This is a genomic window from Bacteroides mediterraneensis, assembly GCF_025993685.1.
GTDB lineage: Bacteria > Bacteroidota > Bacteroidia > Bacteroidales > Bacteroidaceae > Phocaeicola > Phocaeicola mediterraneensis_A.
On sequence record NZ_DAJPEN010000001.1, the window covers coordinates 76,839 to 93,269 of the forward strand.

Annotated in this window: 11 protein-coding genes; 2 read left to right on the forward strand and 9 right to left on the reverse strand. The window is 49.7% G+C overall.

Annotated elements, in window-relative coordinates; genetic code table 11:
* Position 1: 1 nt before the first annotated feature.
* On the forward strand, positions 2-1,636 hold the full coding sequence (locus OIM59_RS00320) for a TIM-barrel domain-containing protein (RefSeq protein ID WP_299170369.1): 1,635 nt from the start codon (positions 2-4) through the stop codon (positions 1,634-1,636).
* Positions 1,637-1,785: 149 nt separating this feature from the next.
* Entirely contained in the window at positions 1,786-3,546 is a 1,761-nt protein-coding gene (locus OIM59_RS00325; protein ID WP_299170367.1) for an alpha-L-fucosidase, read from the forward strand.
* 84 nt (positions 3,547-3,630) lie between these two features.
* Here the strand turns inward: OIM59_RS00325 and OIM59_RS00330 are convergent, their stop codons facing one another.
* The 9 genes from OIM59_RS00330 to OIM59_RS00370 form a co-directional block, all read right to left on the reverse strand.
* Positions 3,631-4,737, reverse strand: a complete 1,107-nt coding sequence (locus OIM59_RS00330) for a sulfotransferase (RefSeq protein ID WP_299170365.1) — start codon at positions 4,735-4,737, stop codon at positions 3,631-3,633.
* A 52-nt stretch (positions 4,738-4,789) separates the two neighbouring features.
* Positions 4,790-6,301 carry a sulfate adenylyltransferase subunit CysN gene (cysN, locus tag OIM59_RS00335; RefSeq protein WP_148329771.1) on the reverse strand — a complete coding sequence of 504 codons (1,512 nt, stop codon included), beginning with the start codon at positions 6,299-6,301 and terminating at the stop codon, positions 4,790-4,792.
* A 12-nt stretch (positions 6,302-6,313) separates the two neighbouring features.
* Positions 6,314-7,225: a sulfate adenylyltransferase subunit CysD gene (gene cysD, locus OIM59_RS00340; protein WP_072541623.1), complete on the reverse strand. Its 912-nt coding sequence runs from the start codon at positions 7,223-7,225 to the stop codon at positions 6,314-6,316.
* Between the two features lie 14 nt (positions 7,226-7,239).
* Complete coding sequence (cysC, locus tag OIM59_RS00345) at positions 7,240-7,851, reverse strand: adenylyl-sulfate kinase (protein ID WP_177865688.1); 612 nt, start codon at positions 7,849-7,851, stop codon at positions 7,240-7,242.
* A gap of 25 nt (positions 7,852-7,876) precedes the next feature.
* The gene (locus OIM59_RS00350) at positions 7,877-9,418 is read right to left on the reverse strand and encodes an SLC13 family permease (RefSeq protein WP_299170358.1); all 1,542 of its coding nucleotides are present in this window, start codon (positions 9,416-9,418) and stop codon (positions 7,877-7,879) included.
* A 12-nt stretch (positions 9,419-9,430) separates the two neighbouring features.
* Entirely contained in the window at positions 9,431-10,240 is an 810-nt protein-coding gene (cysQ, locus tag OIM59_RS00355; protein WP_299170356.1) for a 3'(2'),5'-bisphosphate nucleotidase CysQ, read from the reverse strand.
* A 96-nt stretch (positions 10,241-10,336) separates the two neighbouring features.
* Positions 10,337-12,019 (reverse strand): amino acid permease, encoded by a 1,683-nt coding sequence (locus tag OIM59_RS00360; protein WP_299170354.1) that lies wholly within the window; start codon positions 12,017-12,019, stop codon positions 10,337-10,339.
* A gap of 53 nt (positions 12,020-12,072) precedes the next feature.
* Positions 12,073-13,395 carry a TolC family protein gene (locus OIM59_RS00365; protein ID WP_299170352.1) on the reverse strand — a complete coding sequence of 441 codons (1,323 nt, stop codon included), beginning with the start codon at positions 13,393-13,395 and terminating at the stop codon, positions 12,073-12,075.
* Positions 13,392-16,424: an efflux RND transporter permease subunit gene (locus tag OIM59_RS00370; RefSeq protein ID WP_303894206.1), complete on the reverse strand. Its 3,033-nt coding sequence runs from the start codon at positions 16,422-16,424 to the stop codon at positions 13,392-13,394. The genes OIM59_RS00365 and OIM59_RS00370 overlap by 4 nt, the downstream gene beginning before the upstream one ends.
* Between the last annotated feature and the right edge of the window lie 7 nt (positions 16,425-16,431).

Here is a 16,431-nt window from a genome sequence, read left to right on the forward strand (position 1 = left end):
TATGAAAAAAATATTTATTGTGTTATTGGGGGTGATGCTATATGGAATCGTGCGTGCCCAGTATCCTCCTATTACTCCTGCATGGGCTTTAGGGCATATTGTTTGGGAAGACAGTTTGAATACGGAAGATGGGGCTCGGCGGATTGTGGGTGAATATTTTAAGCATGGGATTCCTGTGCATGCGGTTATTATAGATAGTCCGTGGAGTACAGCGTATAATGATTTTGAGTGGGATTATTTCAGATATCCAGGTCATGCTCAGATGATTGAGGATTTTTCAAAGAAAAATGTAAAAGTGATTTTGTGGTTGACGGGAGTTGTCAATCGTAAGAGTAAGGATACCCGATTACAGAAAAGTATAAATTATGATGAGGTTGTTCGTCGCAATTTAGGAATCAATAAGAATGTTCCGGCAACTTGGTGGAAGGGAGAAGGAGTCCATATTGATTTTACAAATCCTGATGCGATAGAATGGTGGTCACAACAACTTGATAAGGTTTTTAAAGATGGTGTATATGGTTGGAAAGTAGACCAAGGAGAATATTGGTTTGGGGATATCGTAGAAACCTCTATGGGTGAAATGAGTAATGCATTGTTTCGTCCTTATTATTATGATGCGATGTATGATTATACGGTGAAAAGGAATCCGAATGCCATTATTATTGCCCGACCTTACTCTCATCAAGGAGGGTTTGCAGCTAGTGTAGAGAAAATGAGTCTGGGATGGTGCGGTGATTTCTCTGGTGATTGGAGTGGATTGAAACTGCAGATACAGAATATTTACAAATCCTCTCAAAGAGGATATGGGGCGATAGGATGTGAGGTGGCTGGCTTTTTTGGCGCAAAAGCAAGTAAAGAATCCTTTGTTCGATACGCTCAGTTTGGATGTATGACAGCCTGTATGATTAATGGGGGTGAAAATGGGGCGTTTAGCAATCATTTGCCTTGGTGGTATGGTGAAGAGGTGGAAGATATATACCGGAATTGTGTCGAGCTACATGATAGCCTGATTCCTTATTTATTTTCTACACTTATAGATTCTCATTTGTATGGGGGTTCTTTAATAAAAAATACGTCATTGAACGAAGAGAGCCATCAGCTTGGAGATTATTTATTTACAAAAGTTGTTACTTCTGAGGGAGGAAATGTCTCTTTTCATTTGCCTTCAGAGGGTGAATGGATTGACTTTTTTAGTGGACAAAAATATAAAGCTGGAGAAGTCGTTTGCCGAATTTATTCATTAAATGAATTTCCTCTATTTGTAAAGGCTGGTGCCATTATTCCTGTTCAGACTGAAAAGTATATGGAGGGTAGGGTTGAGGAAGGAAACTTGGACAATGGAAAGACAATTTTGCTTTATCCTAATGGAGTCTCGTGCAGAAATTTGCATTTGCCATGTGGCAATGGTATTGAATATGAAGATTATTCAATATTGTATGATGATGTCAAAGGCAGGCTTAATGTACGTGGTAAAAGGAATGAGCTGTTTACTTTTGTGATAAAGAATGTGGAGGGGGGTGTTGAAAATGTTGAAAACTCATTAGGTTGGAAATTTGATAAGGTGAATAAAGAACTCATTATTTATGCAGAGTCTAATGGAAATGATATTGAAATTTTGAAAAGAAGAAGTGAATAACTCACTTCCTATCGATATTCTCCTATAATCCACATTTTCATCCTATTTCTTTTTTCAATTTTCTTTCTACATTTGCTTTGATAAATCTTATCATGAGATTATCGGTTAAGAACAGAGATTATAGAATTAATAGAAAACGAAAAATAGGCATGAATCAATTTGTATTATTAGGCTGCTTGTGGCTGGGAGCCTGTGCAACGGCTTTTTCCCAGCAGACCAGTGGGGTGAACTATCAGTTGGAACCTATGCCGTCGGTGCATAAGCCACTGTCGGAAAACTCTGTCCCGATGGGGGACAGCCAGACTTTTGAGGAAGTAAAACTGGATTTGCCGGTGACAGCCGGACCGTATGAGCCTACGTGGGCATCGATAGAGTCCAACTATCCGGGTACACCTGAATGGTTGCGGGATTCCAAGTTCGGAATATGGATTCATTTCGGACCGCAGTCGGCTGGAGAGAGTGGCGACTGGTATGCCCGCAAAATGTATGTGGAAGGGACGCCGGCTTACGAGAACCATCTGAAAAACTATGGGCATCCTTCGGAAGTGGGCTACAAGGAGGTGCTGCGCGACTGGAATCCGAAGAAGTTCAATCCGAAAGCATTGGTGGATATTTACAAGGATGCCGGCGCACGGTTTCTGATTATTCAGGGGGTACACCATGACCAGTTCGACTTATGGGATTCCAAGTATCAGGCCTGGAATTCTACCCGTCTGGGACCGAAACGGGACTTGATAGGCGAGTGGGAGAAAGCGGCAAGAGAAGCGGGTATCCGTTTCGGACTCACTTTCCATCATGAATACTCCTGGTGGTGGTGGCAGACGGCTTTCCAGTGTGACACGAAGGGTGAAAAGAAGGGAGTGCCTTACGATGGGAACCTGACATTGGCCGACGGAAAGGGAAAATGGTGGGAAGGACTGGACCCTAGATACCTTTACGGCATCAATCTGAGGGAGTATGAAACGGTGGCTGAGGCAGCCAATTCCCGTTGGTCTCCTCCCAAGGCAGGTATTTTTAGCGGGCATCTGGTGTATGCGGAATGGTATGCGAAATGGTGGGCCTTGCGCATGATGGATGCCGTGGATAAATATAACCCGGATTTCATTTATACGGATGGTACGGACCAGCAGCCTTTCAGCGGTTCGGGTACGGGTACAGGATATAAGTGTGATGCCATGCAGCGGGTGATTGCGGATTTCTACAACAAGACGCTGGCCCGTCGTGGAAAGGTGGATGTGTTCAGCATCGTGAAGTTCAGGAAACAGACGAACGGTACGGTGAATACGTGTGAGACGGGAATCCCGGAGAATATCAAGACCGACCAGCCTTGGATTGCGGAAACCCCGGTAGGCGACTGGTTCTATGGCCCGAACTTCGTGTACAGTTCGGATGCGATGATACGTTATCTGTTGGAGATTGTGGCACGTGACGGTTCGGTAGGGGTATCTATTCCGCTGCGTCCCGACGGCTCATTGGATGAAGGTTGCGTGAAGATGTTGAAAGAAGTCGGCCAATGGATGCGGGTGAACGGACAAGGCATTTACGGCAGTTCAGCTTGGCGTGTATTGGGTGAAGGAAAAGACGGTAAGCTGAATGTGTTGCCGGGTGGATTCATCGGGGGCAGTCAGGCAAACCATACGTTCTATTCTACGGATTTCCGTTTTACGGTAGGAAAAGACAAGGCCTTGTATGCCTGGTGCATGACGGTGCCGAAACCGGGAGAGACTTTGAAGATTGTGTCTTTGGGTACGAACTCCACAGTGGAAAAGAAGAAGGTGACTTCAGTAGAACTGTTGGGTGTAAAAGGTAATAAATTAGAGTGGAAACAGGAGGCAGACGGATTGCGTATTGTGTATCCGAAATCTGCTTCTTTGAAGACGGCTGTAGGGTTTAGAATTGTATGTGAATGAGGAAAGCCGTCTGTATGTAGGGTTTGAAACGAAAAATGCGGGATGTGAGTGTCCCGCATTTTTTTGTAGTATAGTTTGATAAGTTTACAATTTATACCCCCACTGCTCCAAAGCGAATGACCAGTTCTTTTCAACCAGTTCGACGGTCTCGGGCTTGTATTGGTATTTGTTTTTCTTGTACCCTTTCTTTTTGTTGACGTACGCTTCGATGTCGGCACGGGCTTCGTCAAAGCCGGGGATTTGCAACTTCTGGTAAATCTCCTGCGTCATATCGAAGGCGTTTTTCTCGTAATCTTCAAAACGGACTTCCACCAGGTTACCTTCCGGAATGAACTTCTTGTCGGCCTCGTACTTGTGATACAGCTTGGCGTAGACAGAAAGGATGTTGGTCTGCAGTTCTTCGTTGCTGATGTCCTGCAATTTCAACGGCTGGATGGTGTTGGTGAAGAAGCTGCGGGTCGATTCAAATACCGTGTACGGATTACGCATCAGGTAGATGAACTTGGCGTTCGGGAACATCTTCACCAGCTCTTTCACACGTCCGGTGTGCGGCGGGTTCTTGCTGAGGAACTGCGTGCCGTGGGTGTTCCACAAGGAAATCTTGATCAGTTTGGTGAAGGTTTCCTCAAACACTTTCAGTTCGGCGTCACTGATGTCATCAAACAACAGGTACTTGTCGGCATATTCCTGCATATATTTCGGCAGGAACCAGAAGTTGTAGTACGTGTAGGGCATCATGTTGGCCAGGGCAAACTCTTCTTCCTGCGGAAGGTCGACGGCCAGCTCCATGTTGTCGGTCGGACGTTTGTCCGGCATCAGCCAGCTCATGTTCTTTTTGAAGAAGGGCTGTCCCCACATCATCAGGTGCGGAAACACCGTCTGATAGGTGGTGTTGTAGCCAAAATGCTTGTCGCAGGAGAACACGTTGTGCATGAAGGTGGTTCCGCTGCGCCAATGTCCGAGGATGAACACAGGGTCGTGTTCCAGGGGCTTGTCGGCCAGCAGTTTTTTATACCGTTTGTCCTGTAAAGGAGCCAGTGTGGATAACAGACGGCAGACGGCCTTGGTCAGGCGGTATTTGCCTTTGTATGCCGGGTCGATGGTACGTCCGGCAGTAATCTGGTTGAAAGTCTTCCAGTCGGCTCCCACAAGGGTATTGATGGGGAGTTTGTTAAATTCAAGTAGTCCCATTTCTTTAATTGATAATTGGCAACTGAGAAACTCAGCTTGTCGATTTTAACTTTTAATTTTTAACTATTAATTCAATGGCGATACCCTGACGTTCCAGTTCCTTTACGGCACGTTCGATGGCTTCGTAGTGTTCCGGACCGATGCCCAGTTTCGGCAGGTTGAGGACAGGCAGTTCCATCTGGTTGTGCATGTCTTTGTCGGCCACCTGGTTGATAATCATTCCCACGGCACTGGTGTTGTTGGTAATCGGGTCAATCAGGATGAAGGCACCCGTAGCTTTGTTTTTGGTATAAGGGTCGAAGAACAGTTCCTTGGAAGAAGTCAGTACCACATGGGCAATCTGGTTGAGCTGCATGGGCACATCTTCCTTGGTCAGGCGTCCGTTTTCCACAGACAGGTGTTCCATGGTGTTGATGTCTACCTTATACTTGATGCTGTCTACGCGGGTACGGCTGGTGTTAGTGGTCTGTTTCAGAAAGAAAGATTTTTCCATGTCCATCTTTTCTTCGTCCATCCATACCAGCATGGCCTCGAAGTTACGCCCGATCATCGGCATGTTGTCGGGGTGTACCAGCATTTCACCACGGGATACGTCGATTTCGTCTTCCAGGGTTAGGGTGACAGACATCGGCGGGAAGGCATAGTCGAGTTCTCCGTCGTAGGTCACGATGCTCTTGATGTGCGAACGCTTGCCGGAAGGAAGGGCTACTACCTCATCACCTTTGTGTACCACGCCGGAAGCTACCTTTCCGCAGAAACCACGGAAGTCGAGATTCGGACGGAGTACGTACTGCACCGGATAGCGGAAGTCTTTCAGGTTATGGTCGTTGCCGATGTGGACGGTTTCCAGGAATTCCAGCAGAGCCGGTCCTTCATACCACGGCGTACGGTCGGATTTTTCTACCACGTTGTCGCCTTCCAAGGCTGACAGCGGAATGCACTGTACGTCGGGGATACCCAGCGGAGTGATGAAGGCCATGTAGTCGGCTACAATCTTGTCGAACACTTCCTTCGAATAGTCTACCAGGTCCATCTTGTTGACGGCCAGTACCACGTGCTTAATACCCAGCAAGGATACCAGATAGGTATGACGGCGGGTCTGGGTGATGACGCCGGTACGGGCATCTACCAGGATGACGGCCAGGTTGGCAGTCGAACCGCCGGTAATCATGTTGCGGGTATATTGTTCGTGTCCCGGAGTGTCGGCAATGATGAACTTACGGTTGTTGGTCGAGAAATAACGGTAAGCCACGTCAATGGTGATACCTTGTTCACGTTCGGCTTTCAGTCCGTCGAGCAGCAGGGCATAGTCGATGTGTTCGCCAGCATTACCCATACGCTTGCTGTCGCGTTCCAGGGCATCGAGCTGGTCTTCATACAATTTCTTACTGTCGAACAGCAGGCGTCCGATGAGGGTGGACTTTCCGTCGTCGACTGAACCTGCGGTCAGGAAACGGAGCAGATCTTTCTGTTCGTCTTTTTTCAGGAATTCCTCGATAGACATCTTGCCTCTGGCTTCTCCTTCCATCGGGTTGCCTGATTTGCTTTTATCTAAATGTTCCATGTCGTTGCGTAATTAAAAATATCCTTCACGTTTCTTTTGTTCCATACTGGCTTCCTGGTCGAAGTCGATGACACGGGTCGTGCGTTCACTCTTGGTGGTGGTCATCATTTCCTCCACAATTTTTTCGATGGTGTCGGCTTCGCTTTCAATGGCGCCTGTCAGCGGCCAGCATCCCAGGGTACGGAAACGGATTTTCTTCATTTCAATCTTGTCGCGGTATTTTTCCGGCAGACGGTCGTCATCGGGCATAATCAGCTGTCCGTCGATGTTGACCACCGGACGTTCCTTGGCGAAATACAGCGGTACGATGGGGATATTTTCCAGACGGATGTACTGCCAGATGTCCAGTTCGGTCCAGTTGCTCAACGGGAACACACGGATGCTTTCTCCTTTGCGGATGCGGGCATTGTAGATGTCCCAGAGTTCCGGACGCTGGTTCTTGGGATCCCACTGGTGGAACTCGTTGCGGAAAGAGAAGATACGTTCCTTGGCACGTGATTTCTCCTCGTCACGGCGTGCGCCTCCGAAGGCTGCGTCGAACTTGTATTTGTCGAGGGCGTGCAGCAGGGCCTGGGTTTTCATCAGGTCGGTGTGTACCTTACTTCCGTGAGTGAAGGGGCCTACGCCTGCGCGGAAGGCTTCCATGTTGCTTTCCACAATCAGGTTCCAGCCATATTTTTTAGCGTATTCATCGCGGAACTGAATCATTTCCTTAAATTTCCATTTGGAATCGATGTGCATCAGTGGAAAAGGAACTTTTCCCGGAGCGAAGGCTTTTTCCGCCAGACGGACCATGACGGATGAGTCTTTCCCGATGCTGTAGAGCATCACCGGATTCTCAAATTCGGCAGCCACTTCACGGATGATGTGAATGGACTCGGCTTCGAGTTCTTTCAGGTGGCTCAATTTGTATTCTTCTTGCATGGCTAATATATAATTTATTTTTTAGTGACTTTGGGGAGAATCAGGTCGAGCAGCTGGTCGACGGATTCTTTGAGTGACAGCTTGGAGGTGTCGAGCGAAAGGGCGGGATGCGCCGGTGCTTCGAACGGGGCTGAAATGCCGGTGAAGTTCTTTATTTCTCCACGGCGGGCCTTGGCGTACAGGCCTTTCACATCGCGGCGCTCACATTCTTCCAGCGGGGTGCTGACGTAGATTTCCAGAAAATCGTCTTTCCCGATGATGCGGGCGGCCATTTCGCGGATTTCGTTATTGGGGCTGATGAAAGCCGCCAGCGTAATGATACCGGTATCGACAAACAGCTTGCCCACTTCGGCAATGCGTCGGATATTCTCTACCCGGTCTTCGGCCGAGAAGCCCAAATTGTTGTTGATGCCGCTGCGGATGTTGTCTCCGTCGAGGATACGGCACAGCAGCCCGCGCTGTTGGAGTTCACGCTCCAAAGCGATGGCGATGGTACTTTTTCCCGAACCGCTCAGCCCGGTGAACCAAATCATAAGTCCGTGTTGGTGAAGGAGCTCTTCCTTGTCTGCACGCCCTAGCATGCGGTCGAATATCGGATAGATATGAGTTGCTTTTGAATCGTTCATATTGTAATGTCTGTTTAAATCTGTTTTAAAACGGCCATATCAGCGGGATGAGAAAGACCGATATCAGGAATGTGATGATGTTCAGTGGCAGTCCGATACGGACGAAATCGGTGAACTTGTAGTTTCCGATACCTTGTACAATCAGGTTGGTCTGATAGCCGATAGGGGTGGAGAAACTGGCCGAGGCTGCCATGCAGATGACCACGAAGAACGGCATGGGATTGACTCCCAGCTGGGTGGACAGTGACAGGGCAATGGGGAAGGACAGGGCCGCCGCCGCATTGTTGGTAATCAGTTCCGTAAAGATGTTCGTAATGATGAACAGCACGGCCAGCAACACATAAGGGCCGTAGTCATGGCTCAGGCTGATAATGTAACCGGCCAGCAAGTCGGCCACTCCGGAATTTTCCATGGCTTTGCTGATGGCAAAGGCGCAGGCAATGGTAATCAGGATATCCCAGGAGATATACTTGGTATATTTCTGTGGAGGGAATATCTTGGTCCAGGCCATGATGACCGTAGTGATGGATACGAAAAAGAACATATCCAGCTTGATGCCTTCGGGCAGGAATTTCTCAATGCCCGGCAGTTCACCGATGGTAGCTCCTACAATCATGAATACGAGGAGGAAAAGGGTGAACCAGCGTTTTTTCTTTCCGGCCGGTTCGTATTCTTTCCCGTTGGCCAGCATCAGGAAGACAGAAGATTCTCCCCATGTCTGGATGAAGCTGTCGTCTGCCAGCACTACTAATGTATCGCCTTCGCGAAAACTGACTTTGCTCAGGTTGGTATAGGTACGTCCGCTACGGCGGAGTTCTTTCACTTCCGCTCCATAATGACGCTTGAAGTCAAATTCGCTCACCGTCTTGTTGATACCCGGGAAACGCGGACCGATGACGGCTTCTACCAGATGCCGTGAAGAGTCGTTTTCTTCCTCGTTGGCCGTGTCCGGACGGTTGGCAGGTAACAGTTTTTGGGAGAACAGAAACAGGTAGATAATGCCTGCTAAGGCGATGAATACTCCCACTTTCCCCAGTTCGAACATGCTGAAGCCTTTCATCCCGGCATCAAGAATCATGCTGTGTACCACCAGGTTGGTAGACGTACCAATCAGCGTACAGATACCGCCGAGAATCGTTACATACGATAGTGGAATCAGGAAGTAAGTGGCCGGAAGCTTGACATAGTTGGCCCACCGCTTGATGATGGGGGCAAATATGACCACCACCGGTGTATTGTTCAAGAAGGCGGATATGAAAGCGATGCTGGGCAGCATGCGTGCCTGTGCCCGGAAGACGGACGTCGTCTGCTGGGGAAGCAACTTCTTGATGAGCTGGGTCAGCGCTCCGCTCTGACGTACACCTTCACTGACCAGGAACAGCAAGGCCACGGTAATCATCCCCTTGTTGCTGAAGCCTTCCAGCATTTCTTTCGGGGTGAGGATGCCGGTGCAGAGAAAGATGACCACCACCGAGAACAGAATCATTCCCGGACGCATCTTGTCCATAATCAGCGCGGTCAGCATGGCCACAAGTGAAAGTAGTACGATAATAATCTCGATAGACATAAGTTCGTTGGATTATTCTGCAATGAACCAAGGGTTCAGCAAGTCTGTTTTGTTGTATTGTAGCGGCTCTTTTTTCCCTGCCTGATACACTTCCTTCCCGGAAGCACGGATAATGGCATGTCCGGCAGCCGTATCCCACTCCATGGTGGGAGCAAAACGGGGATATACGTCGGCATTTCCTTCTGCGATGAGGCACAGCTTCAGGGAGCTTCCCTTGGAGATGGTTTCCACTTGTGCATGCTTTTGCTGCATTTCGTGGATATAAGCTTCTGTTTCAGGAGTCAGGTGTGAACGGGAAGCCACGACGATGAATGTATCGTCTGTACGGTGGGCATTCGGCAGACGCTGTGCATGCGCAATCAGTGCATCCAATGAAGCGCATGAACCGGTTTCCGTAATCTCATTGATTTTATAGGCTCCCAATGTGGTATCGGCAAAATAAAGTTCTTTTTTGACGGGGATATAAATGACTCCCGCTTCCGGGCAACCGTCTTTTACGTAGGCAATGTTGACGGTAAATTCACCGTTCCGCTTGATGAATTCTTTGGTACCGTCCAATGGGTCGACAATCCAAAGCTCTTTCCATTGCTGTCTTTCTTCGGGTGCGATTTTGGCCCCCTCTTCGCTCAGCAAAGGGTAGGGAGTGCCGGCTAATGCTTGTGCTATGACGGCATGCGATTTGCGGTCGGCAATGGTCAGCGGAGAATTATCCGCTTTTTTCTCTATCTCAAAATCCGCATTCGGATCGGTATATACAGACATGATTTCTGCTCCGGCGGCAAGTGCGGCCTGAATGGCAGTATATAATATATTTTTATCCATAATAGTATAAATCGCTGTAAAATAACAGCTTTTTTAAATGTCGTTTGTGGTTTATTATTCGTTTTTTCTGTTCCTGCCTGTTTTTTATAACTTCTTTTAAGACTCAATCGGTTTGTCTGACAAGTTTGTGTTATCGTGCGGATGTTTCCAGATGCGCCACATATAGAAAGCACAATGGGTGAAGGCAAAGACAAAGGAGATGGTCAGCAGGGTTTTGTCCTCGTCCCATCCTACGCTCTGCTGGTGCCACAATCCCGTCACTACGCTCAAAATAGACAATATCAATCCTGTAAGGTTTAATACCATGTCACCTTTCCGGTGTTTTTGTCCGGGTTCCAGTTTGCTATGATGGATACCGTAGAAGGCATATACGTCCAGGCCGATGAGCATCCATAACACCAGTCGTATCCATGTATCGGCGGGAAGGAAACTCATCATACACAGGCAGGTGAGGATGCCCATGATGGGGACAAAGGGAACGAACGGGGTTTTGAAGGCCCGGTGTACGTGGGGCATGCTCTTGCGTACAACCAGTATGGCGGCGCAGACCAGTGTGAAGGCCAGCAATGTACCGATACTGGTCATCTCTCCCGCTACCTGTGCTGGAATGAAGCCGGCCAACAAGCTGACTACGACCATGAAAAGGGCATTGCTGTGAACCGGTGTTCGGAAACGGGGGTTGATTTTGGAAAAGAACGGGGGAAGCAGTCCGTCGCGGCTCATGCTCAGGAAGACACGGCTTTGTCCGAGCAGGGTGACCATGATGACCGAGCAATAACCGAACAGAATAGCCAGGATGATAGCTTTGTTCAGCCACGGATAAACGGGCTGGATGATACCTTGGGCATCGGGGTATCCCATTTTTTCAATGGCTACGGCCACCGGCGCAATCCCGACTTGTCCGCTGAATTCGGTGTAGTGTGCCACTCCTGTCATGACATGGGCGAAGAGGATATATAAAATGGTGCACACCAACAGAGATACTAAAATGCCGATAGGCATATCCCGTTTCGGATTTTTGGTCTCCTGAGCAGCGGTACTCACCGCATCAAACCCTAAAAAGGCAAAGAAGACGATGGCGGCCCCTCGGAAAATACCCGAAATGCCGAACTCACCCAACGTGCCGGTATTAGTCGGAATATAAGGTATGTAGTTGTCGCTTTGGATGAAGCGCCAGCCCAATACCACGAATATCAGAATCACCGCAATCTTCAGGAAGACAATCAGTCCGTTAAAAAAGGAACTTCCGGCAGTACCCCGCATCAGAATCAGGCTCATGAGTATTACGATGACCATGGCTGGGATGTTCACGATACCTCCGTCCCACGGGCAGGCCGTGAATGCCTGGGGAAGTTCAATTCCTACTCCCTGCAGGAAGACGGTCATATAGCGGCTCCAGCTGATACTGACGGTGGTGGCGGCTACGGTATATTCCAGTACCAAATCCCATCCGATAATCCAGGCGATGAGTTCGCCCATGGTAGCATATGAATAGGTATAGGCACTTCCCGATACGGGAATCATCGATGCAAATTCTGCATAGCAGAGACCCGCAAAGCAACAGCCAATTGCGGCAATGATGAATGAAAGCGTGATGGCCGGACCGGTGTAAGAAGCCGCCACGGTTCCGGTGATGGAAAACAAGCCGGCTCCAATAATGACTCCCACTCCGAGTGCTATCAGACTGACGGGCCCCAATACCCGTTTGAGGGTGCCGCTTCCCGTTTCCTTGGCTTCAGCTTGTAAAGCCTCTATACTTTTTCGAATAAAAAGCCCCATGGTAATTGTATTTGTAAATTGTGCGGCAAAGATACAAAAAATTATGAAACATTTTATTTCAGGTATTGCGTCACCTTCCCGCTAAGTTGTAGCAGGGATATTTCACACATCTTCGTATCATATTCCGCAGAAAGGATGCGTTCTTCCGCATCGAGGAGACTTTTCTGTGCTTCACGCATTTCGATTCCGGACAAATCTCCCAGCAGGTAGCGTTCTTTGGCTATCTCGTGGTTCTCTTTGGCGGAAATCAGGTTCTGGCGTTCCAAGTTCAGCAAGCGGATGTTGTTGCGGTAGGCTTGCCACAGGTTACTCAGGTCGGCCCGGAGTCCTTGTTCCAGTTCGTCGCGGGCCAGCTGGGCGTTGCGGATGGCCAGACTGGCATTCCGTTTCTCGCGTTTCCGGTTGCCGTCGAAGAGGTTGAATCCTACGGTGATACCTCCGCTGAATCCCCAGTTGCTGCGCTGGCGGGTGGCATTGACATCGTATTTATTGAGGGTATAACCGTAACCGGCATTCAACCGTACATACGGATAGTTGCGCGACAATACTTTTTTATAATCCAACTGGGCCAGTACGGTATTTTGGTCTGCTTGCAGCAAACTGGAGTTGGTTTGTAGGGTACTCTCCCACAAGGCGTTGAAATCCAGGTTTTCGTTGACATCAATCACCGAGTCTTTCACACTGAGCGGGCGGTCCATATCTTTGGCGGCCATCAATTCGTTCAGGTTGATACGGGAAGTATGCACCAGTTCCCGTTGTTTGATATACTGCGCCCGGTCGGCATTGAAGTCCACGGTGGCCTGCTGATAATCCAGCCGGGAGAAGTTTCCGATGTGGTAGCGTTCTTCCACGATGCGCAGACGTTCCCGGGACAGCGACACGGCATAGCGGAAATTCTTCAACCGGATTTCCTGTTGGATGTAGTTATAGTATTCTGCCGTGAGGGTGGCGATGAAGTCCTCGATGGCAATCCGGGTGTTGGTGGCTCCCTGTCGTTCGAGCTCTTTCAGCTGCTTGTAAGTGGTACTGATGTTGAACCCGTCGAAAATCGTCCAGTTCAAATTGATACCTGCGTCCAAGGTTTGGTCGTACACGCCACGGAGCTTGGTGGTTTCTCCCGTTTCACGCGACTGGCTGTTGCTGTTGTCTGCGTTTCCGGTATAGCCGGCTGTCAGGTCCACCGTAGGCAGGTAGCCCGCATTTCCCAGGGTGACGTTGTTTTTACTCACCTGCTCTTCGTTGCGGGTGATGCGGAGTGAATAGTTGTTGGCCAATCCTTCTTCCAGGCATTGTTGCAAGGTATAGGTGTACTGGGCCTGTGCCGGAAGTCCCAGGCCCAGTAAAAGAAGTGCATAGTAAATAGACCGTTTTCTCATTTCTTTTCTTTTTTAGCGCGGTTAGTCGATATATAAGAATAAATGGCCGGTACGATGTACATCGTCAGGAAGGTGGAGACCAGCATACCGCCCACTACAGCTACTCCCATGGCGATGCGCTGGTTGGCCCCTTCGCCCGAAGCGAAGGCCAGCGGCAACAAGCCGAGGATGGTAGAGGCACTGGTCATCAGAATAGGGCGCAGACGCTGGAGGGCCGCATCGCGGATGGCCAGCATCTTTTCTTCGCCCGCCTCCTGTTTCTGGTTGGCAAATTCCACAATCAGAATACCGTTCTTGGCCACCAGTCCAATCAGCATGATGATACCAATCTGACTGAAGATGTTCATCGTGATGTCGCCAAAGCACATGAAGACCAGGGCACCGGCGATGGCCAGCGGCACGGTGAGCATGATGATGAGCGGGTCTTTGAAACTTTCAAACTGTGCGGAAAGAATCAGGTAAATCAAAATCAGGGCCAGGATGAAGGCGAACATCAGGCTGGAGGAACTTTCGCGATATTCCTTGGAGTCGCCCGACAAGGCTGTGCGGAACGTGTCGTCCAGTACCTTTTCGGCAATCTTGTCCATCTCGTCCAGACCGTCGCCGATGGTTTTGCCTTCGGCCAGTCCCGCAGAAATGGTCGCAGAGATGAAGCGGTTATAATGATACAGTTTGGGCGGTGCCACAGCTTCCACAAATTCCACCAGGTTGTCCAGCTGTATCATCTCTCCCTTGTCGTTCCGGATATAAATCGACTTGATGTTGGCCGGTTGGTTACGTTGCTGGCGGTTGATTTGTCCGAGAATCTCATACTGCTTGCCATTCATGTAGAAATAGCCCATGCGCTGTCCGCTTAACCCGTATTGCAAGGTTTCTCCGATGTCGCGTACACTCACACCCATGGTGCCGGCCTTGTCGCGGTTGATTGTGACACGCATTTCCGGACTGCTGAACTTCAGGTCCACGTCGGCCATCTGGAAGGTCGGGTTATCGTATACTTGGGCTAGGAACTCTGGCAATACCTCCTGCAGCTTTTCGATGCTGACCGCCTGAAGCACATATTGTACCGGCATACTGGCTCTTCGTCCGCCGAAAGAAGACTGCTGCTGTACGAAGGAACGCGCCTTGGTATGCGTACGGATGGCTTTGGAGATTTTTTCAGCTACTTCCATCTGGGTGTAATCGCGTTCCTTGATGTCTTTCAGGGTAACCTGGATGTTTCCGCTTCCACTCGATACGCGGGCCGTGACAAAGGCCGCATCCGGTACGATGGAGTCGACCAGTGTGTTGATCTCTTCCGTATAGTCACGGATGTATTCATAGCTGGCTCCTTCTGCCGCACTGGTCCGGATGTTGATTTGCGAGCGGTCTTCCAGTGGGGCCATCTCGGCTGGAATATGGTTCCATAAGTAACCGATGAGGGCCAACGTAATCAGAATGAACGGGATAGCGATGATACGCTTGCGCAGAAAGGCCTGAAGGCTACGGGCATACAGGCGGTTCATGCCTTCGAAGAAAGGCTCCGTCTTCCGGTAAAACCAGTTTTGCTTTTCCCGGTGCTTCAACAGTTTGGTAGCCAGCATCGGGGTGAAGGTCAGGGCCGAGAAGGCCGAGATGATGACAGAGCCGGCCACCACGAAGCTGAATTCGCGGAAGAGGCGTCCACTGGTTCCTTCCATGAAGACAATCGGAATGAATACGGCGGCCAGGGTGATGGTGGTGGAAATCACGGCAAAGAAAATTTCTTTAGCCCCCTCGATACCAGCCTCAAACGGTTTCATGCCTCGTTCAATACGGATATAGATGTTTTCGGTCATCACGATGGCATCGTCGACCACCAGTCCCACCGACAGGACGACGGCCAGCATGGTAAGTACGTTAATGGAGAATCCGGCGATATACATCACGAAGAAGGCTCCGATGAGGGAGACCGGAATTACGATACAGGGAATCAAGGTGACACGCCAGTCGCGCAGGAAAAGGAAGATGATGATAATCACCAGCGCGAAAGCCTCGTACACGGTACTTTCCACTTCTGCGATGGAGGCACGGATAAAGCGGGTGTTGTCGAAACCGTATGTGTATTCCACGTCGTCGGGCAAGTCTTTCTTCATCTGCTCCATGCGTTCGTACACGGCGTCGGCAATGTCGATGTGGTTGGCACCCGGTTGCGGAATGACGACGACACCCACCATGGGTACCCCGTTCATCTTCATGTAGCTCTTCAGGTCGGCCGGTCCCAGTTCCGCGTAACCGATGTCACTGAAGCGCACCACCTGTCCGTTTTGTTCTTTCAGGATGATGTTGTTGAATTCCTTCGCCGTATGCATTTGTCCCATGGTGCGCAGGGTCAGTTCCACAGTATTTCCTTCTATGCTTCCAGACGGAAGTTCCAGGTTCTGTTTGTCGATGGCATTCTTCACGTCTACTGGAGTGATGCTGTAGCCGGCCATTTTGACCGGGTCGAGCCACAGACGCATGGAATAACGTTTCTCTCCCCAAATGGAGACGCTGCTCACGTCGGGAATGGTTTGCAGTTGTTCCTTGACAGTCAGATCGGCAATCTCACTCAGCTCCAGCAGGGAACGCGTATTACTTTGTATGGCTACCATCAGGATGGGGCTGGCATCAGCGTCGGCTTTGGATACGGTAGGAGGGTCACAGTCGCGGGGCAGGTAGCGCTGGGCACGCGACACCTTGTCGCGCACATCATTGGCCGCCGTTTCCAGGTCGACCGACAGTTCAAATTCTACGGTGATGCGGCATTGTCCCTGCTGGCTGGTACTCGACAGGGAACGGATGCCCGGAATCCCGTTGATGTTCTGTTCCAGTGGTTCTGTAATCTGGTTCTCAATTACTTCTGCATTGGCTCCCGGATAGCTGCAGGTCACGGAGATGATGGGGTTGTCCACCGAAGGGTATTCACGTACCCCCAGGGTGGTGTAGCCAATCAGTCCGAAAAGCAGGATGATAATGGTGAGCACAGTGGCTAGTACGGGCCTTCTGATACTAAGTTCGGAGATATTCATACGGCAG